Origin of the sequence: Allorhizobium sonneratiae (genome assembly GCF_023700755.1) — a bacterium.
In the GTDB taxonomy this organism is placed as follows: domain Bacteria; phylum Pseudomonadota; class Alphaproteobacteria; order Rhizobiales; family Rhizobiaceae; genus Allorhizobium; species Allorhizobium sonneratiae.
The window spans coordinates 520,833-539,547 of record NZ_JAMKOJ010000002.1 but is presented as its reverse complement, the minus strand read 5'-3'; the positions used below and the strand labels follow the sequence as shown (position 1 = coordinate 539,547).

Here is an 18,715-nt window from a genome sequence, read left to right as displayed (position 1 = left end):
GGCCTCTCTCCTTGACCTGAAACGTTCAATCAATGCGCGCCGGACATGTCGCCCAGCACCTCTTTCGAGGCGACGGTGGAATCGGCGTTGAGCGTGTAGACCATCGGCACGCCGGTAGCGAGGTTGAGCTTGAGGATCTCCTCCTTGGAGAGCTTGTCCAGCACCATGACCAGCGAGCGCAGCGAATTGCCATGGGCGGCGACCAGCACTTTTTCGCCCTTCAGCACGCGCGGCAGAATGTCGGTGAGATAATAGGGCCAGACGCGCGCGCCGGTATCACGCAGACTTTCGCCGCCGGGCGGTGGCACATCATAGGAACGGCGCCAGATATGCACCTGTTCCTCGCCCCATTTGGCCCTTGCGTCATCCTTGTTGAGACCGGACAGATCGCCGTAGTCGCGTTCGTTCAGCGCCTGATCCTTGATGGTCGTCAATCCGCTCTGGCCGACCTTGTCGAGAATGATGGCGCAGGTCTTCTGGGCGCGGGTCAGCGCCGAAGTGAAGGCGATATCGAATTTGATGCCGGTATCGGCCAGCGCCTGACCGCCGGTGCGGGCTTCCTCGATACCAAGCTCCGTCAGGTCGGGATCGCGCCAGCCGGTGAACAGGTTTTTCAGGTTCCATTCGCTCTGGCCATGGCGCACAAGTACAAGCGTACCAGTCATGGGGGGTGTCCTTTTCGATCGTCAGCTGTTTTGGGAAAGCCCGAGAACATCGAGCATGGAGTAAAGACCGGGCTTCTTGTCGAAGGCCCAAAGGGCGGCCTTGACGGCGCCGCGGGCAAAAATCGTCCGGTCTCCGGCACTGTGCGACAGGGTAATGAGCTCGCCTTCGCCCGCCATGATCACCGAATGTTCGCCGATGACCGAGCCGCCGCGCAGCGTGGCAAAACCGATCGTACCCTGTTCACGCGGACCGGTATAACCGTCGCGCACACGCACGGAGGCATCCTGCAAATCGATGCCACGGCCCGCAGCCGCCGCCTCGCCCAATAGCAGGGCGGTGCCGGAGGGCGCATCCACCTTGTGCCTGTGGTGCATTTCCAAAACCTCGATATCCCAGCCGGCGGCGTCGAGCGCCTTTGCGGCCTGTTTCACCAGCACGGAGAGCAGATTGACGCCGAGGCTCATATTGCCGGATTTCACTACGCGTGCATGACGGGCGCTGGCGCGGAATTTATCCTCGTCTTCTTCCGTGCAGCCGGTGGTGCCGATCACGTGGACAATGCGTGCCTGAGCGGCCAGTGCCGCAAACTCGACCGAGGATTCCGGCCGGGTAAAATCGATCACCCCATCGGCGTGCACGAAAGCGGAGAGAGCATCCTCGGTGACCGGAACGCCAAGTGGGCCAATCCCGGCCAGTTCTCCGGCATCCTTGCCAATCGCAGCAGAGCCAGGACGGCCAACCGCCCCATGCAGCACAGCGCCCTCGGTTGCGGCGATGATCCGGATCAGCGCCTGTCCCATGCGGCCGTTTGCGCCGACCACCACAAGCTTCATCGGCCCCGTCATCTGTTTCTCCTGATGTTCATGCTTACCGTCATATCTTCAACAGTCTTGCCAATCTGTGTCTGACGCTCACTTCTGCCAGCGCCGCCCTTCCTGCCGCACGCCGTATTTTTCGGGCTTGCGGGCATAATGTGCAAGGCCAGAAAGTGCTGCCTGCGGATGGGTGACGACAAAGGTGGGAATGGTCTTCATCATCGCCGAATGCGGGGCCTTGTCTTCAAAGGCAGCGCGGAAATGCGGCCCTTTCAGCAATGGCACGATTTTCTGCGAAATACCGCCGGACAGATAGACTCCGCCGCGGGCCATGAAGGTCAGTGCGAAATCACCGGCGAGACGTCCGAGATAGGTGACAAAAAGCTGCATGGTTTCCACCGAAACCGGATCGGTTCCGTTCAGGGCATGGCCGGTGACATCGGCCGGATCGCTCCATTGCGGTGTCTTGCCATCGGCGGCACAGACGGCCTTGTAAAGATGGATGATCCCGCGCCCGGAGATGATCTGTTCGCCGGAAATACGTCCTTCGATGGTCTCGATATGGGGAAAGATCTGGTAATCGCGGGCGCTGCGCGGGCCGATATCGATATGGCCGCCTTCGCCCGGCACAGGAAACCAGCGATGTTCGGTATAAAGCAGGCCGCCGACGCCAAGCCCGGTGCCCGGACCCAGAACGACACGGGTTGCTGTGCTGCTGTCTTCCAGCGGCCCGATGGGCTCACGGTCGCTCTTGCCAAGGGTGGCGGCAGCCAGCGCCTGCGCCTCGAAATCATTGACCACCATGACATCGGTGAAGCCGAGTTTGTCGATCATCTGTTTCGGGCGGATCACCCAGGGACAATTGGTCAGCGGGATCTCATCGTCACGGATTGGACCGGCCACGGCCAGAAGTGCTGATTTTGGCCGCTCCGCCGCCTTGTCCAGAACCGATGACGCAATCGCCTCGTCAATCGTCGGAAAATCCGCCGTATGCAGGGTGGGAAATTCCACCGGCTTGCCTTCGGCATCGGGAATGATCCAGAACCGGGCATTGGTGCCGCCGATATCGCCGATCAGAACCGGAAAGGGGAGGTGATCGCTGTGAGGCTTTGAACTGTGTGAGGTGGAACTCTGAGACATGGCAAATCCAGTTTTCGCAAGACGGTAAGGCGCGTCTATCGGCAATCTATCGGGCAATGGCAGGCAGAAGAATATCAGCGCTGGCCAGGTTGAGCGCCATGGGCGTGTCATAAAGAATGGCCAGCCGCATCAGAGCTTTGACGTCGACATCATGCGGCATCGGGGTGAGCGGATCGACGAGGAAGATCAACAGCGCCACCTCTTCCTGGGCAATCATGGCACCGATCTGCTGATCGCCGCCAAGCGGGCCGCTTTTCATCCGGGTGATGTTCAGGCCGGGGCAGGCCTCTGCAACACGTGTACCGGTCGTGCCGGTGGCGACAATCTGGAATGGCTGCAGCAAGGCCTGATGCTTCAGGGCAAATTCCGCCATGTTCAGCTTCATCTTGTCATGCGCGATCAATGCGATTTTCCGTCGCTCCGCCATCAGGCTCCTCCAAAGCGCGCTCAGGGCTTACCCAAGCATGTCCCTGCCCCATGCACTCTGTGACATGCTCCCATAAAAAGACCCAAACCGGCAATGCGTCATCAAAACGCTTGTGGTTTTAAATCGTTTAATGCCTCTTATACCAAGGTTTTGCCGATGGAAAGCCGTCAGGCTTGATCAGGGCCGGGCAGAGGTGGGCGATGGGACGGGAAGTTTTGCCGAGGCTTTGAGCGCATAGCTGGCGGGATCGGTATAGGCCGAAGGCCCGCCGAAGGTTGCCATTCTTTCGCTTGCCACCGAAGGCGCGTTCAAGAGTGCCGCACAGGCTTTCGGCAGGTCCGATACCATGACCTCACGCGGTTTTGGCGCAGGCTTGGCATTGGGCGGCTTTTTCGCCGGTGCCCAGGGCTCGCTGGTAAACCACCAGGCGAGCGTCTTGTCGCAGCCATCACCGGCATTGACCGCCACCTGCCGCTTGCAATCGCTCGCACCTGCCGGGCAGAAGATGCGGATATGAAAATGCGAATCATGTCCATACATCGGGCGGATCTTGCCGAGATTGCTGCGGTCGCCGGTCCAGCTTTCGCAAAGCTTCTTCTTGATCGCGGGATTGACGAAAATCCGTTGAACCTGCGGATAGCTCGCCGCCAGCATCAAAAGCCGCGCATGGGCTGGCGTCCAGTGCTGCGGATCGATGGTGAGAAACTTGCCCTTTTCCAACATGGAGGTGAAGGGCAGGCTTTCGCGCTCGGCCACACTCATACGGTGGGCAGGCATGGGGGTGAGCCAGATATCGGCATCGAGCCCGATCTGGTGCGAGGCATGGCCATTGACCATAGGCCCGCCGCGCGGCTGGGCGATATCGCCGACCAGAAGCCCCGGCCAGCCGATTTTCGTTGCATCGCGCGACAGCTTTTCAAGCAGAGACAGCATGGCCGGATTGCCCCAGCGGCGATTGCGCGACAACCGCATGGCCTGCCAGGTGGGGCCATCTGTCGGCAGGGCTTCCGCTCCGCCCATGCAGCCCTTGGCATAAAATCCATAAGGGGTCGGTGGTCCAGCCGTTGGCAGTTTCACCGCGCCAAAGGCCTGTTTGGCCGGTTCATCCGCTGCTGCCGATGAAAGCCCCAGCGCCAGCGCCGTCATAAGCGCTGCGCCCAGCCGGAAGACATGAAAACCCCTTGCCACAGACCACCTCATCATGCCGTCGCGAATCGTTTTGACCACTTTACCGCGTTTGCCAGTCCGGCGAAACGCAGCGGCAGAGAAGGGTTTCCCGTTTCGCTCGCATTATTATAGGATCGCCCATTCGCAAGATTCGATATCAGCAGGGGACGGCGTTTGTTCAGGGTGGTTTTCAGATTTTTCATTGTCCTACTGGCGTTGGCTGCACAACCCGCTCTTGCCGAAGAGCTGATCTGGCATCACGCCATCGGCGTGATCACCGCACCGAAATATCCGCCCGGTTTCAAACATTTCGATTACGTCAATCCGGATGCGCCGAAAGGCGGCGCGGTCAGGCTGACGGCGGACGGTACTTATGACAGTTTCAATCCGGTGCCGGGCAAGGGGCAATTGGCCAGCGGTGTCACCACCCGTCTGTCTGTTGGCGGCGGCCTGTCTCTGGTCACAGAAACCCTGATGAAACCCTCGCTCGACGAGGATGGAACGAGCTATGGCCTGTTGGCCGAGGCGGTTGCCTGGCCGGACGATTATTCCTTCGTCAAGTTCCGCCTGCGCCCGGAGGCGACATGGGCCGATGGCCAGCCCGTGACGCCGGAAGACGTAGTCTTCAGCTTCGAGCGGTTCAAGGATCTGAACCCGGCCTATGCCGCCTATTATGCCCATGTGGTGAAGGCGGAAAAGACCGGTGCGCGGGAAGTGACCTTCACTTTCGACCAGAAGGGCAATCGCGAATTGCCCTCCATTGTCGGCGAGCTGGATATTCTGCCGAAACACTGGTGGCTGGCAAACGGGCCGGACGGCAAGCCGCGCGATATATCCAAAACCACGCTGGAGCCGATCATGGGTTCCGGCCCCTATCGCATCGCCGCCTTCTCGCCGGGCCAATGGGTGCGCTATGAATTGCGCAAGGATTATTGGGGCAAGGACCTCAATGTCAACATCGGCGCCAACAATCTCGGCACGATCACCTATACCTATTATACTGATCTCAATGTCGCCTTTGAAAGCTTCCGCTCCGGCGCCACCGATCTGTGGCTGGAAAATGCCGCCATGCGCTGGAAGCGCGCCTATGATTTTCCGGCGGTGAAAGAGGGGCGCGTCAAGCGGGAAGAGCTGCCGAATGATTACCGCAATGCCGGCCTCATGGTCGGTTTCGTGCTCAACACCCGGCGCGAACAATTCAAGGACGTCAATGTCCGGCGCGCGCTGAATGATGCCTTCGATTTCGAGGAATTGAACCGGACGATCTTCTTCGGCCTTTATAAACGCATCGACAGCTATTTTTATGGCACCGAGCTTGCGTCGAGCGGCCTGCCGCAAGGCCGGGAGCTGGAGATCCTCAAAGGTCTGAAACAGCCGGTTGACCCGGAAATTTTGACGAAACCCTATCGCAATCCGGTCAGTGAAACCCCGGACAAGCTCAGAGACAATCTGCGCATGGCAATCGCCCTCTTTGCCAAAGCAGGTTATGAACTCAGGGGCAACCAGATGGTTTCAAAAACAACCGGCAAGCCCTTCAGCTTCGAAATTCTGCTGGATGGACCGACGATTGAGAAGGTGGCGCTGCCCTTTGCCAATAATCTGAAGAAAATCGGCGTCAATGTCACGATCCGCACGGTGGATTCGGCGCAGTTTTTCAACCGGCTGCGCAGTTTCGACTATGATGTCGTCTATTATGGCATGTCCCAATCGACCAATCCGGGCAATGAGCAGCGGGATTTCTGGACGTCAGCCGCCGCCGATCAGCCGGGATCGCGCAATTATGCCGGTATTAAAGACGCCGATATCGACGCGCTGGTGCAGCAGGTTATTTTTGCCAAAGACCGGCCGACGCTGATCGATACGGTTCATGCGCTCGACCGTCTGCTTTTGAACGGCGCCTATGTCGTGCCCTCCTATACGCGGCGCACGGTCTGGTATGCCTATTGGGACAAGTTTGCTCATCCCGCCGCCCTGCCGGAATATTCCAGCGGGTTTCCCGATATCTGGTGGTCGAAACAGGTGGGGCAATAAAGCATCGGCCGAAAAGTGGGCACCGGTTTTCGGACAAACCGATGCGGAAACAAAATCTGAGAGCATCGGTTGAAAAGTGGGAACCGGTTTTCGGCACGATGCTCTCGCTTTGCCCTTTGCAGGCCGCATTTCAGCGGTTACCACTACTGCATCCCGCGTTTGCAAAACGTGGATCAGATGCGGTAACAGTTTCAATCTCCTGCATGATTCCTGAAATCGATTCCGGTCAGGCCATGTGTAGGAGGGGCTCATCACAGACGAAAAGGCAGAGCGATTGACAGGGCCAACAGCGATGGCAACCGGCGTCATCATCAAAGGCGGGAATGAAACGGGCCACATGACCCGGAGGGGCGGATAATGGCCGCCTATATTCTGCGCCGTCTGCTGCTGATGATCCCGACCCTGATCGGCATCATGGGCATTTCCTTTCTCATCGTGCAATTTGCCCCTGGTGGTCCGGTCGAGCAGGTAGTGGCGCAATTGTCCGGCCAGGGCGACAGCGCCGATCAGCGCCTGTCCGGCGGCGGGGATTTTTCCAGCGGGGTCGGCAATGACAGCGGTTCAACCTATCGCGGCGCGCAGGGGCTTGATCCCGACCTGATTGCCAAGCTCAACAAGCAGTTCGGTTTCGACAAGCCGCCTCTCACCCGCTTTGTCGAGATGATGTGGAATTACAGCCGCTTCGATTTCGGCGAAAGCTTCTTCCGCAATACCTCGGTGATCGATCTCATTTTGGAAAAAATGCCGGTTTCGGTGTCGCTCGGTGTCTGGGTTCTGTTGATTTCCTATGCCGTTTCCATTCCACTCGGCATCCGCAAGGCGGTGATGGACGGTTCCCGCTTCGATGTCTGGACCTCCGGCGTCATCATTGTCGGCTATGCTGTTCCCGGCTTTCTCTTCGGCATTCTGCTGATCGTGCTGTTTGCCGGTGGTTCCTTTTTCAACTGGTTTCCGCTGCGCGGCCTGACCTCGGATAATTTCGCCGCCTTGAGCTGGTGGCAGAAAATTTTCGATTATCTCTGGCATCTCACCCTGCCGCTGTTGTCGCTGCTGCTCTCTGCCTTCGCCACGACGACGCTGCTGACGAAGAATTCCTTCATCGAGGAAATCAAGAAGCAGTATGTGGTGACGGCCCGCGCCAAGGGCTTAAGCGAGCGCCGGGTGCTGTATGGCCATGTGTTCCGCAATGCCATGCTGATTGTCATTGCCGGCATACCGGGCGCTTTCGTCGCCGCCTTCTTCACCGGCTCGCTTTTGATCGAAAACATCTTCTCGCTCGATGGGCTTGGCCGTCTGGGCTATCTGTCGGTGGTCAACCGGGATTATCCTGTGGTGTTTGCCACGCTTTATATTTTTTCGCTGCTCGGCCTGGGCGTCAATCTCCTCTCCGACCTGATCTATACCTGGATCGACCCACGCATCGACTTTGAGCGGAGGGATGTGTGATGGAAAAGACCGGCATGGTGGCAGCACCGCAGAAAAAACCGTTCCTCTCGCCGCTCAACCGGAGGCGGCTTGGCAATTTCCGCGCCAATCGCCGCGGCTACTGGTCGTTCTGGATGTTTCTCGTCCTGTTCGTCTTGAGCCTTGGGGCGGAATTCATCGCCAATGACAGGCCGATCATCGCCTCCTACAAGGGCGAATTGCTGTTTCCGATCTTCGTCAATTACCCGGAATCGAAATTCGGCGGCTTTCTCGCCGTCACCGATTACCGCTCCGATTTCGTCTCCAAGGAAATCGATGAGCATGGCTGGATGGTCTGGCCGCCGATCCGCTATTCCTACAACACGGTCAATTCCTATATTCCCCATTCTGCTCCAACCCGGCCCTTCTGGCTGATGAGCAAGGAGGAACGCTGCTCGGCCTATCCGCTCGGGGTGAAAGACCCGAACTGCATTCTCGGCAATATGGACTGGCTCGGCACCGACGATCAGGCCCGCGACGTGCTGGCCCGGATGATTTACGGTTTTCGCATTTCCGTGCTGTTCGGTCTGGCGCTGACGGCGGCCTCAGCGGTGATCGGCGTGACGGCGGGGGCCATTCAGGGCTTTTTCGGCGGCTGGACCGATCTTCTGATGCAGCGTTTCATCGAAATCTGGTCGTCGATGCCGGTGCTTTATATTCTATTGATCATCGCCTCGATCCTGCCGCCGGGTTTCTGGGTTTTGCTCGGCATCATGCTGCTGTTTTCCTGGGTGCATTTCGTCGGCATCGTCCGGGCGGAATTCTTGAGGGCGCGCAATTTCGAGTATGTCAACGCCGCCCGTGCGCTCGGTGTCGGCAACTGGACGATCATGTTCCGCCATCTTCTGCCGAATGCCATGGTGGCGACCCTGACCTTTCTGCCCTTCATTCTCTCCGGCTCGATTGCCACGCTGACCTCGCTGGATTTTTTAGGCTTCGGCATGCCACCGGGTTCGCCATCGCTGGGTGAACTGATCGCTCAGGGCAAGCGCAATCTGCAGGCGCCATGGCTGGGTCTGACGGCCTTCTTCACCCTGTCGATCATGCTGTCGCTTTTGATCTTTATCGGTGAAGCCGTGCGCGATGCCTTCGATCCGAGGAAGACCTTCAAATGAGCGCGCCGATCCTTTCCGTCCGCAATCTTTCGGTCGCCTTTCGCCAGGGGGGCGTGGACAGTCTTGCCGTGGACGGCATCAGCTTCGATATCGCACCGGGCGAGGTGCTGGCTCTGGTCGGCGAAAGCGGCTCGGGCAAATCGGTGACGGCTGCCTCGATCCTGAAGCTTTTGCCCTATCCCGCTGCCCATCATCCCGGCGGAGAAATCCTGTTTGAAGGCCGCGACCTGCTGGGGCTGGATGAGCGGCAGCTCAGGGCGGTGCGTGGCAACGACATCACCATGATCTTTCAGGAGCCGATGACCTCGCTCAATCCGCTGCATACGATCGAGCGGCAGATCGGCGAGGTCTTGAACCTGCATCAGGGCATGGCCCGGCAGGCGGCGCGCGACAAGGTGCTGGAACTGTTGCGGCAGGTCGGCATCCGTGAGCCGGAAAAGCGGCTCAATGCTTTTCCGCATCAGCTGTCCGGCGGCCAGCGCCAACGGGTGATGATTGCCATGGCACTGGCCAACCGTCCGAAACTTTTGATCGCCGACGAGCCGACCACCGCGCTCGATGTCACCGTGCAGGCGCAGATCCTCGAATTGCTGGCGCATTTGCGCAAAGCACATGGGATGGCCATGCTGTTCATCACCCATGACCTTGGCATCGTCCGTAAATTTGCTGATCGGGTCTGCGTGATGACTGGCGGCAAGATCGTCGAAACCGGGCCGGTCGAGGCGATTTTTACCACTCCCCGGCACGACTACACGAAAAAGCTGCTGGCCGCTGAGCCGAAAGGCGCACCGCCTGTTGCCGATCCAAACCGTCCGGTGGTGATGGAGGGCAAGGATATCCGCGTCTGGTTCCCGGTCAAGGCCGGGTTCCTGCGCAAGGTGGTGGATCACGTCAAGGCGGTGGATGGTGTCGATATCAGCCTCAGAGAGGGCGAAACGCTCGGCGTCGTCGGCGAATCCGGCTCCGGCAAGACGACGCTCGGTCTGGCGCTGGCACGGCTGATCTCCTCCAAGGGGCCGATCCATTTTATCGGTCAGAACATAGACGGCTATTCTTTTCAGCAGATGCGACCGTTGCGTGATCGGCTGCAGGTGGTCTTTCAGGACCCTTACGGCGCGCTCAGTCCACGCATGTCGGTGGGTGACATTGTTGCCGAAGGGCTGAAAGTGCATGAGCGCGGCCTGTCTGCCATCGAGCGGGACCGGCGTGTCGCGGCAGCGCTGGAAGAGGTGGGGCTCGACAGCGCCACACGCTTTCGCTACCCGCATGAGTTTTCCGGCGGTCAGCGCCAGCGCATCGCCATTGCCCGCGCCATGGTGCTCAAGCCCCGCTTCGTCATGCTGGACGAGCCGACCTCAGCCTTGGACATGAGCGTGCAGGCGCAGGTGGTCGATCTGCTGCGCGATCTGCAGCAACGCCATCGGCTTGCTTATCTGTTCATCAGCCACGACCTGAAGGTGGTGCGGGCGCTGGCCAATAACCTGATCGTGATGCGCGCCGGCAAAGTTGTCGAACAGGGGCCGGCAGAAACGATTTTCCAGACGCCGAAAGAAGATTATACCAAAGCTCTGCTCGCCGCCGCCTTCAATCTTACGGCCATCAAGGCCGGTACAATCAGCCAGTAACACGCCTTTCAGGACCTTCCCATGACAGACAAACGCCCCGTGGTGATCGATCTCAAATTCGCGCGCGAAGCCGTGAGCGAGGCGTTGAAGGGGGCTTTCCCCGGGCGTGAGGTCATTGATCTTGCCGATTCCGCCCATGCCGGGCGCGATCTGTCCGAGGCCGCCTATGCCGTGGTCTGGAAACCGGACCCGTCGTTGTTTTCCCGTGCGCCGGGCCTGAAACTTCTGTTTTCCGGTGGTGCGGGCGTCGATCACCTGCTGAGCCTGCCCGGCCTGCCGGATCTGCCGATCATCCGTTTTGTCGATCGCAGCCTGACGGACCGGATGAGCGAATGGGTGGTGCTGAACTGTCTCTACCATTTGCGCAACATGCCGCTCTATCAAAGACAGCAGCGGGAAAAAATCTGGCACGAGGTGATCCGTCAGCCCGAGGCCTGCGACGTGACGGTGGGTGTCATGGGGCTTGGTGTTCTGGGGCTTGATGCGGTTCGCAAGCTCAAGGTGATGGGGTTCGATGTCGTCGGCTGGTCGCGGCGTTTGAAAAAGATCGACGGGATAGAAACGTTCGACGAAGACCATATCGATGATTTTCTGGCGCGAACCGACATTCTCGTCGGATTGTTGCCGCTGACGGCGGAAACAAGAGGGCTTTATGACAGCAGCCTGTTTGCCAAGCTCAGGCAGAAGGGCGCGCTTGGCAGGCCGGTCTTTCTCAATGCCGGACGAGGCGGCAGTCAGGTGGAGGCCGATGTGATCGCGGCCCTGGAAAAAGGCGTTCTCGGCGGAGCATCTCTGGACGTGTTTGAAAAAGAGCCGCTTTTACCCGAAAGCCCGCTCTGGAACATGGACAATGTGGTCATCACACCTCATGCGGCTGCGGCCTCTGATGTGAGCGTGCTGTTTTCCCATGTCGAGGCGCAGCTCACGCGTTATGAACGGGGTGAAGAACTCCAGCATGTCGTGGACCGTTGGTCCGGCTATTGAGGATGAATAGTGGGCGCATTTTGATGCCTTGTCGTGACGCATGCCGTTATTGCATGATGGCACACCATGTGTATGCGCTCTTCATCTGAGCAGTATCATTTTGAATGAAGCGAAATTTAGTCTTTATGATAAGGAAGAGATAAGGTTGCTCCTCTATTTTGGCCGCAGCCTTATGTTAAAGTAATTCACTGTATTTTGCTGAAATCGGCATCGATTTAAGACGAGTGAAATGGATTTGACATTTGTTATCAACCATTTCGTAAATGGGTAGCAAATCTTAGAATCAACCGACGAAACTATTGTTCCGAGAAAAGTGCGAAACGGTTTTATGTCCGGAAATGCGTAAAATAAAGCGTTACCGCGACCTTGGTGCGCCATATTTGGCGCACGGTGCTGTAAGGATGTGCAGCGGGTTGGGAGTAGGTTGCGCAGAAAATGTATCGATAACGTGATAATAACATCATTAAAAAAAATCATTGAATAGATTTCAGCATTTTCATTCCGAATTTGGCATTTATATTATTTATATCTGAGAAATCAAATTTTATATAAGGAAAGTTGTTGTTATTTTTCGAAGGAAAAATAATAATATATCACAATGTGGATGGGGGTGGAGAATGCGGGTATCCAGAATATTCATGGTGATGTTTGTCGTTATGATATTTTTTTCTGCTTTCACTTACGTTGTGACCGGTTCTCTCTCCGATACGATATTTAAAACTGTGATCGTGGGCGTTTTGCTGCAGATGGTGTATTTTGTTGCGATCGCCGTGTTGGTGGCACGCGAGACGAGACATCGGCGCCAGCAAAAAGGTGACATGCGGCGTAGTTGGGACAAAATAAATAAAAATGACGCTGTTTGACGATAATTTCTGTTGTTTATGGAGTTGCAATATTCCGTTTTGTGTCTCTGACTGGGTCAGAGAAAATCAGAGTGAACACAATAAAATATAGTCAGCTTTTTCTTTCCCGGAGATCCTGCCCGGCTTTTTGCTGCATAAGTTTCGCCTTAAGTTTCACTCGGTGTCAGAATTTTATGCAGGCGAATGCCAGATGGCTTCCTGATCTCGAGGCGTGCAACGGGCAAATCTTGTTGTAAGTCGTTTGTTAACCATAATTACACGAATTCCTGCTCTTCTCGGATAAAACGAATCCGTATTTCCGGGGGCCGGGCAATGAAGCCAATCAGGGTAGTGATTTTACTTGTCGCAGTCGTGGCGGCAGGCCTGGCTGGTGTTTTGGCTATGGGGCTGATGGGCCAAAAGCGGGTTGTTGTCGAGAAATCGGCGCCCAAGCTTGAGCGGGAACCGATGATTGGTGTGCTTGTGGCCTCGGAAAGCCTGCCGATCGGTGCCCGTTTGACGGACAAAACCATGCGTTGGATGCAATGGCCAAAAGGGGGCGTCGTCGACGGTTTCATCACAAGCCAAAATCGTGCCAATGCCCTCAAGGATCTGGACGGGATGATTGTCCGGATGCCGATTTTCGAAGGTGAGCCGATCCGTCTTGAAAAAGTGGCCGATGGGTCCAGCCGGACCTTGTCAGCCCTGCTTCCGGCGGGCAAGCGGGCCGTTTCGACGCCGATCACGGTCTCCACCGGGGCCGGGGGCTTTATCCTCCCCAATGACCGGGTCGATGTGATCATGGTGCGTAAGGGGGAAGGCGATACGCATATCCCTGAAACGGTTCTGTCCAATGTCCGCGTTCTCGCCATCGATCAGCAGATCGAGGAGAAGAAGGATGGCGTCAAGGCCGTCGTCGGCACTACGGCGACACTCGAACTGACCGACGAGCAGACCATGACCCTGGCCGCCGCCCAGGAAGTGGCCGAGCGGTTGACACTTGCCCTGCGCTCGATTGCCGATGCGCAGGAGAAGGACACGGCGTCGACCGATGATTTTTCCCAGAGAAACGGCACCAGCGCTCAGGTGCAGGTGATCAAATCCGGGCAGATCGTCAAGAGTTCGCAGGACACACTGCAATGAAAACGTTTCTCCTGAGAAAGCCGATGATGAAGACGCTTCGTTCCCACTGCTCCGCCGCTTTCCGCGGCTTGATCTGCTCCGTGTTAACGATCGGCCTGACGGCATTCGGCGTGCCGGCAGGTTCTGGCCGTCTTTTGGGCGCGCCGACACCGGCAGCGGCCGAAACCCAGAGCCTGATCCGCATCACGCAATCGGGGCCGGGCGCACACCGCTCTCTCAAGCTTGGTCTGAACAAGGCGCTTGTCGTCGATCTGCCCGAAGACGCGCATGACATTCTGGTGGCTGATCCGACCATCGCTGATGCCGTGACCCGCACATCCCGGCGTATCTATTTGTTCGGCAAGAAAGTCGGCCAGACCAATATTTTCGTTTTCGGCGACAAGGGGCGGGAAATCGTCAGCCTCGATCTCGAAGTGGAGCGGGATATCACCGGGCTGGAGGCCAATCTCAAACGTTTCATTCCTGATTCCAATATCAAGGTCGAAATCGTTTCCGACAACGTCCTTTTGACAGGAACGGTGCGCACCCCGCAGGACTCCTCGCGGGCCATCAGCCTGGCCAAAGCCTTCCTGCAGGGCGGTGAAGCTACGACCCGTAACGAAACCGCCACAAGCAGCAATGCCAGCGGCATTGGCGCCGTGGCGATCTATGCGGAAGATCGCCAGACATCGCAGATCGTCAATCTTCTGACCATCGAAGGCGAAGATCAGGTGATGCTGAAGGTGACGGTTGCCGAAATCAGCCGTCAGGTGCTGAAACAGCTCGGCTTCAGTGCATCCCTGTCGGACGGATCGAGCAACATAACCTATTCCAATCCCTCCAATCTCGGCAATGCCGTCGATGTCGGCGGAACCGCCTCGCTGACCAAGACCATCGGCCGTTTCGGCATTTCCGGTTATATCAATGCCATGGAACAGGCTGGCGTCATGCGCACCCTGGCCGAGCCGACGCTGACGGCCATTTCCGGTGAGCAGGCAAAATTCTATGTCGGTGGCGAATATCGCCTGGCGAGCGGTCAGGATATCTCCACCGACAGCGATACCGGCAAAACCACCGTGACCCGCTCCAATTCCTCGGTGGATTATGGGGTCCAGTTGAACTTCCGCCCTGTGGTTCTGTCTCCCGGTCGCATCAGTCTTGCGATCGAGACCGATGTTTCCGAGCCGACCTTTGAAGGTTCGGTTGTCAATGGCAGCGGCAATCCTTCCATTCCCGGCCAGACCTATATGTCCATCCGCAAGCGCGAGGCCTCGACCACGGTCGAACTGCCCTCCGGCGGCTCCATCGTCATCGCCGGTCTGGTGCAGGACAATATCCGTCAGGCGATGTCGGGCCTGCCGGGAATTGCCAATATCCCGATCCTCGGCACGCTGTTCCGCAGCAAGGATTTCGTCCGCAATGAGAGCGAGCTGGTCATCATTGCCACGCCTTATCTGGTGCGGCCGGTTGCCCGCAACGATCTGCAGCGGCCCGATGACAATTTCAACCCCACCGGTGACAGTGCCATGTATTTCCTCAATCGCGTCAACAAGATCTATGGCCGCAAGGAAGCGACAGCCAGCGGTGGTTATCAGGGCTCCGTCGGGTTTATTTACAAATGAGGGCGACCATGGACAGCCATGACTGCAAATACCGACCTGCTTTGCTGTTGCGCGCCGGCTGCGGCTTGGTCGCTCTTACGCTGCTGTCTGCCTGCGGCGCGCGTGATGATGGGACAACCGGATCGCTTCCCGACGATTACCGGACGCGACATCCGATTGTTGTGACCAATGTACAGCACGCTATTGAGCTTCCTGTCGCGCCCGGCTCCGGTCACCTGACCCAGGGCATGAGCGATATGGTCACTGGTTTTAGCCAGAATTACCGCAATGCATCGAGCGGCTATGTCGATATCATGGTGCCAAGCGGCTCGCCCAATGCGACAGCCGCTGTCATGGTGGCCAAACGGGTAAAAAGCCTGCTTGTCAGCAAGGGCATTCCAGCCGTGCGGATCGTCACGCAGACCTATCCGGCTGCTCCTTCGGGCGATGCCGCCCCGATCCGCCTGAGCTATATGGCAACGACGGCCACTGTCGCGCCCTGCGGCCAATGGCCGGAAGACCTGTCGGACAATATCTCGCAGAACCGCAACTGGGAAAATTTCGGCTGTGCGAGCCAGGCCAATCTGGCTGCCCAGATCGCCAGCCCCACCGACCTGATCGCCCCGCGTGGCATGTCGCCCATCGATGCCGAGCGCCGCGCCACGGTCATTACCAATTTTGAAAGCGGAACGGATACCTCGACCACCTCGTCGTCAAGTTCGTCTTCCAGCTCGTCGAACTAAAGACAGAACCGGAGCGCAATCATGAGTAGCATAGATTACGACATGGCCGGTTTTGGCGAGGGGGAGCCGCAGCATCCCGCACAGGCCGCGCCGGCAGATCTGGACCGGTTCCGGCCTTTGCCGCGCATTTCCGTTCATGCCTTCTGCATTTCTGATCAGGGTCTTGCCGTGATGGAGGAATGCGGGCGTGACCGGCGCATGGCCAAGGTTGGCCTGCGGCTGACCAGTGGCGGCATCTCGGCTGCGGTCAACATGTTTTCCGGCGCGCCGACGCCCAATCTGATCATTCTGGAAACGGAGGCACGCCCACAGGAATTGCTGGCCGAACTGGAACCTTTGGCCGCGGTGTGCGATCCCTCGACCCGCGTTATCGTCATCGGGCACTATAATGATATCGCCCTTTACCGCGAACTGATGCGCAGCGGCGTGTCGGAATATATTGTCGCTCCGGTTGCCATGGGGGATATCATTGGTGCCCTGTCGGCGATTTTCGTCGATCCTCAGGCTGAACCGCTGGGCCGAAGCCTTGCTTTCATTGGCGCCAAGGGCGGCGTCGGCTCGTCCACCATCGCCCATAACACCGCCTTCATGATCGCCTCGCTGTTTTCTCAGGAAACCATTCTGGCCGATCTGGACCTGCCCTATGGAACGGCCAATATCGATTTCGATCAGGACCCGGCCCAGGGCATCGCCGAGGCCGTCTATGCGCCGGAGCGGCTGGATGAGACCTTTCTTGACCGGCTGCTGACCAGCTGTTCGGATCATCTGTCTTTGCTGGCCGCTCCGTCCATGCTGGACCGGTCCTATGATTTCGACCCCTCCGCCTTTCTGCCGGTGCTGGAAACCCTGCAACGCACCGCGCCGGTGTGCGTGCTGGACGTGCCGCATGGCTGGAATGAATGGAAGAAGAACCTTTTGGCCGAAGTTGATGAAATCGTGCTGACGGTGGCGCCGGATCTGGCCACTTTGCGCAATACGAAAAATCTGATCGACGCCTTGAAAAAACTCCGGCCCAATGATCGACCGCCGCATGTGGTGCTCAATCAGGCCGGAATGCCGAAGCGACCGGAAATCAGCCTTGCCGATTTTTTCGAGCCGCTCGGCATTGAGCCTGCGGCCGTCATTGCCTTCGATACGCAATTGTTCGGCAATGCCGCCAACAGCGGCCGCATGATTGCCGAAGTGGATGCCAAGTGCCCGACAGCGGAGACCTTTGCCCAGATCGCCCATATCGTTACCGGCAGGATCAGCGAGAAAAAGCCGCGCAAATCCGGTCTTTCCGGACTGATGGGCTTGCTGGGACGAAAATGATCGACGCCATGACCGTGATGAAGGCCTTTAGAGCGCTTCACTGTCTCACGGAAACACGGAAGCGATCTCACTCTTTGTTTTTACGCATTTCTGGACGGAAAACCGCTACGCACTTTTCCTGGAAATGCTCGAGAGGATAAGCGAAACGCATGTTCGGAAAACGTGGAAATGACGGATTTGGCAAGGCGGGCCCAGGGGCTCAACCGCCCCATGCCACCATGCCGTCCTCCGTCCAGCCGAAATCCTCCGAGACACTGGTGGCGGAAGCGCCCCGCCCGGTCGCGCCGGTTGCGCCACCCGCCCCGCCACAGAAGAAGCGACCGGCCCGCACCGAGGAATATTATGACACCAAGAGCCAGGTCTTTGCCGCGCTGATCGATACGATCGATCTGTCGCAGCTGGCCAAGCTCGACCTTGAGAGCGCACGCGAGGAAATTCGTGATATCGTCAACGATATCATTTCCATCAAGAATTTCGCCATGTCGATTTCCGAGCAGGAGGAACTGCTCGACGATATCTGCAATGACGTTTTGGGTTACGGACCGCTGGAGCCGCTTCTGGCGCGCGACGATATTGCCGATATCATGGTCAATGGGGCGGGTCAGACGTTTATCGAAGTCAGCGGCAAGACCATCGAATCGGAAATCCGGTTTCGTGACAATGCGCAGCTCTTGTCCATCTGCCAGCGGATTGTCGGTCAGGTTGGCCGTCGTGTCGATGAATCGAGCCCGATCTGCGATGCCCGCCTGCCGGACGGGTCGCGCGTCAACGTGATTGCGCCGCCGCTGGCCATCGACGGCCCGGCGCTGACCATCCGCAAATTCAAGAAGGACAAGCTGACCCTGGATCAGCTGGTCAAATTCGGGGCGATCACGCCGGAAGGCGCGCAGATCCTGCAGATCATCGGCCGTGTGCGCTGCAATGTGGTGATTTCCGGCGGAACCGGCTCCGGCAAAACCACCCTGCTCAACTGCCTGACCCGTTATATCGATGCCGATGAACGGGTGATCACCTGCGAAGACACCGCCGAACTGCAATTGCAGCAGCCGCATGTCGTGCGTCTTGAAACCCGGCCCCCGAACATTGAGGGCGAAGGCGAGATCACCATGCGCGATCTGGTGAAGAACTGCCTGCGTATGCGCCCCGAACGCATCATCGTCGGCGAAGTGCGCGGACCGGAGGTCTTTGACCTGTTGCAGGCGATGAACACCGGCCATGACGGTTCCATGGGCACGATCCACTCCAACTCGCCGCGCGAATGTCTCAGCCGTATGGAATCGATGATCGCCATGGGCGGTTATTCCCTGCCGGCCAAGACCGTGCGCGAAATCATCACCGGCTCCATCGACATCATCATTCAGGCGGCCCGTCTGCGGGACGGTTCGCGCCGCATCACCCATATCACCGAGGTGGTCGGTATGGAGGGCGATGTGATCATCACCCAGGATCTGATGCGCTATGAGATCGAAGGTGAGGATCTGACCGGCAAAATCATTGGCCGCCATGTCTCCACCGGCATCGGCAAGCCGCAATTCTGGGACAAGGCCCGCTACTACAACGAGGACCGGCGGCTTGCGACGGCCCTCGACACGATGGAACAGAAGACCGGCTCTCTTTGAGAGCGTGTTCGATCTGAATGGATCAGATCTTCGCTCTCATTAT

Annotated in this window: 16 protein-coding genes; 11 read left to right on the top strand and 5 right to left on the bottom strand. The window is 58.0% G+C overall.

Annotated features, from left to right (window positions below; translation table 11 throughout):
• Positions 1-29: 29 nt before the first annotated feature.
• The 5 genes from NAC44_RS05510 to mepA form a co-directional block, all read right to left on the bottom strand.
• A complete protein-coding gene (locus tag NAC44_RS05510) occupies positions 30-665 on the bottom strand; it encodes a 2,3-bisphosphoglycerate-dependent phosphoglycerate mutase (RefSeq protein ID WP_250938661.1) in 636 nt (211 codons plus the stop codon).
• A 21-nt stretch (positions 666-686) separates the two neighbouring features.
• On the bottom strand, positions 687-1,499 hold the full coding sequence (gene dapB, locus NAC44_RS05505) for a 4-hydroxy-tetrahydrodipicolinate reductase (protein WP_420839889.1): 813 nt from the start codon (positions 1,497-1,499) through the stop codon (positions 687-689).
• 78 nt (positions 1,500-1,577) lie between these two features.
• The gene (locus NAC44_RS05500; protein WP_250938658.1) at positions 1,578-2,621 is read right to left on the bottom strand and encodes a glucokinase; all 1,044 of its coding nucleotides are present in this window, start codon (positions 2,619-2,621) and stop codon (positions 1,578-1,580) included.
• 46 nt (positions 2,622-2,667) lie between these two features.
• On the bottom strand, positions 2,668-3,048 hold the full coding sequence (locus tag NAC44_RS05495) for a methylglyoxal synthase (protein ID WP_250938656.1): 381 nt from the start codon (positions 3,046-3,048) through the stop codon (positions 2,668-2,670).
• Positions 3,049-3,225: 177 nt separating this feature from the next.
• Positions 3,226-4,248 carry a penicillin-insensitive murein endopeptidase gene (gene mepA, locus NAC44_RS05490; RefSeq protein ID WP_420839888.1) on the bottom strand — a complete coding sequence of 341 codons (1,023 nt, stop codon included), beginning with the start codon at positions 4,246-4,248 and terminating at the stop codon, positions 3,226-3,228.
• Between the two features lie 150 nt (positions 4,249-4,398).
• Here mepA and NAC44_RS05485 point away from each other — a divergent pair, with 150 nt between their 5' ends.
• The 11 genes from NAC44_RS05485 (at position 4,399) to NAC44_RS05435 (ending at position 18,672) form a co-directional block, all read left to right on the top strand.
• The gene (locus tag NAC44_RS05485; protein ID WP_250938654.1) at positions 4,399-6,246 is read left to right on the top strand and encodes an extracellular solute-binding protein; all 1,848 of its coding nucleotides are present in this window, start codon (positions 4,399-4,401) and stop codon (positions 6,244-6,246) included.
• 357 nt (positions 6,247-6,603) lie between these two features.
• Complete coding sequence (locus NAC44_RS05480) at positions 6,604-7,692, top strand: microcin C ABC transporter permease YejB (RefSeq protein ID WP_250938652.1); 1,089 nt, start codon at positions 6,604-6,606, stop codon at positions 7,690-7,692.
• A gap of 14 nt (positions 7,693-7,706) precedes the next feature.
• A complete protein-coding gene (locus NAC44_RS05475; protein ID WP_420839887.1) occupies positions 7,707-8,825 on the top strand; it encodes an ABC transporter permease in 1,119 nt (372 codons plus the stop codon).
• Positions 8,822-10,450, top strand: coding sequence for an ABC transporter ATP-binding protein (locus NAC44_RS05470; RefSeq protein ID WP_250938650.1), 1,629 nt, complete (start codon positions 8,822-8,824; stop codon positions 10,448-10,450). Before NAC44_RS05475 ends, NAC44_RS05470 begins: the two co-directional genes overlap by 4 nt.
• Before the next feature lie 21 nt (positions 10,451-10,471).
• On the top strand, positions 10,472-11,434 hold the full coding sequence (locus NAC44_RS05465; RefSeq protein ID WP_250938640.1) for a 2-hydroxyacid dehydrogenase: 963 nt from the start codon (positions 10,472-10,474) through the stop codon (positions 11,432-11,434).
• A gap of 638 nt (positions 11,435-12,072) precedes the next feature.
• Entirely contained in the window at positions 12,073-12,297 is a 225-nt protein-coding gene (locus NAC44_RS05460) for an exopolysaccharide production repressor protein (protein WP_250938638.1), read from the top strand.
• Positions 12,298-12,609: 312 nt separating this feature from the next.
• The gene (gene cpaB, locus NAC44_RS05455; RefSeq protein WP_250938636.1) at positions 12,610-13,419 is read left to right on the top strand and encodes a Flp pilus assembly protein CpaB; all 810 of its coding nucleotides are present in this window, start codon (positions 12,610-12,612) and stop codon (positions 13,417-13,419) included.
• A gap of 26 nt (positions 13,420-13,445) precedes the next feature.
• Positions 13,446-15,020 carry a type II and III secretion system protein family protein gene (locus NAC44_RS05450; protein WP_250938778.1) on the top strand — a complete coding sequence of 525 codons (1,575 nt, stop codon included), beginning with the start codon at positions 13,446-13,448 and terminating at the stop codon, positions 15,018-15,020.
• An 8-nt stretch (positions 15,021-15,028) separates the two neighbouring features.
• Entirely contained in the window at positions 15,029-15,742 is a 714-nt protein-coding gene (locus tag NAC44_RS05445; protein WP_250938634.1) for a CpaD family pilus assembly protein, read from the top strand.
• 21 nt (positions 15,743-15,763) lie between these two features.
• On the top strand, positions 15,764-17,053 hold the full coding sequence (locus NAC44_RS05440) for a CpaE/TadZ family protein (RefSeq protein WP_420839877.1): 1,290 nt from the start codon (positions 15,764-15,766) through the stop codon (positions 17,051-17,053).
• 149 nt (positions 17,054-17,202) lie between these two features.
• Positions 17,203-18,672, top strand: a complete 1,470-nt coding sequence (locus NAC44_RS05435) for a TadA family conjugal transfer-associated ATPase (protein WP_250938632.1) — start codon at positions 17,203-17,205, stop codon at positions 18,670-18,672.
• The last annotated feature ends 43 nt before the right edge of the window (positions 18,673-18,715 follow it).

Coding starts and splice junctions, on each gene's coding strand:
- NAC44_RS05450 (WP_250938778.1), top strand. CDS start 13,446: ATGAAGACGCTTCGTTCCCACTGCTCCGCCGCTTTCCGCGGCTTGATC.
- NAC44_RS05480 (WP_250938652.1), top strand. CDS start 6,604: ATGGCCGCCTATATTCTGCGCCGTCTGCTGCTGATGATCCCGACCCTG.
- NAC44_RS05435 (WP_250938632.1), top strand. CDS start 17,203: ATGTTCGGAAAACGTGGAAATGACGGATTTGGCAAGGCGGGCCCAGGG.
- NAC44_RS05495 (WP_250938656.1), bottom strand. CDS start 3,048: ATGGCGGAGCGACGGAAAATCGCATTGATCGCGCATGACAAGATGAAG.
- NAC44_RS05475 (WP_420839887.1), top strand. CDS start 7,707: ATGGTGGCAGCACCGCAGAAAAAACCGTTCCTCTCGCCGCTCAACCGG.
- NAC44_RS05440 (WP_420839877.1), top strand. CDS start 15,764: ATGAGTAGCATAGATTACGACATGGCCGGTTTTGGCGAGGGGGAGCCG.
- NAC44_RS05470 (WP_250938650.1), top strand. CDS start 8,822: ATGAGCGCGCCGATCCTTTCCGTCCGCAATCTTTCGGTCGCCTTTCGC.
- NAC44_RS05465 (WP_250938640.1), top strand. CDS start 10,472: ATGACAGACAAACGCCCCGTGGTGATCGATCTCAAATTCGCGCGCGAA.
- NAC44_RS05445 (WP_250938634.1), top strand. CDS start 15,029: ATGGACAGCCATGACTGCAAATACCGACCTGCTTTGCTGTTGCGCGCC.
- cpaB (WP_250938636.1), top strand. CDS start 12,610: ATGAAGCCAATCAGGGTAGTGATTTTACTTGTCGCAGTCGTGGCGGCA.
- mepA (WP_420839888.1), bottom strand. CDS start 4,248: ATGAGGTGGTCTGTGGCAAGGGGTTTTCATGTCTTCCGGCTGGGCGCA.
- NAC44_RS05500 (WP_250938658.1), bottom strand. CDS start 2,621: ATGTCTCAGAGTTCCACCTCACACAGTTCAAAGCCTCACAGCGATCAC.
- NAC44_RS05510 (WP_250938661.1), bottom strand. CDS start 665: ATGACTGGTACGCTTGTACTTGTGCGCCATGGCCAGAGCGAATGGAAC.
- NAC44_RS05460 (WP_250938638.1), top strand. CDS start 12,073: ATGGTGATGTTTGTCGTTATGATATTTTTTTCTGCTTTCACTTACGTT.
- dapB (WP_420839889.1), bottom strand. CDS start 1,499: ATGAAGCTTGTGGTGGTCGGCGCAAACGGCCGCATGGGACAGGCGCTG.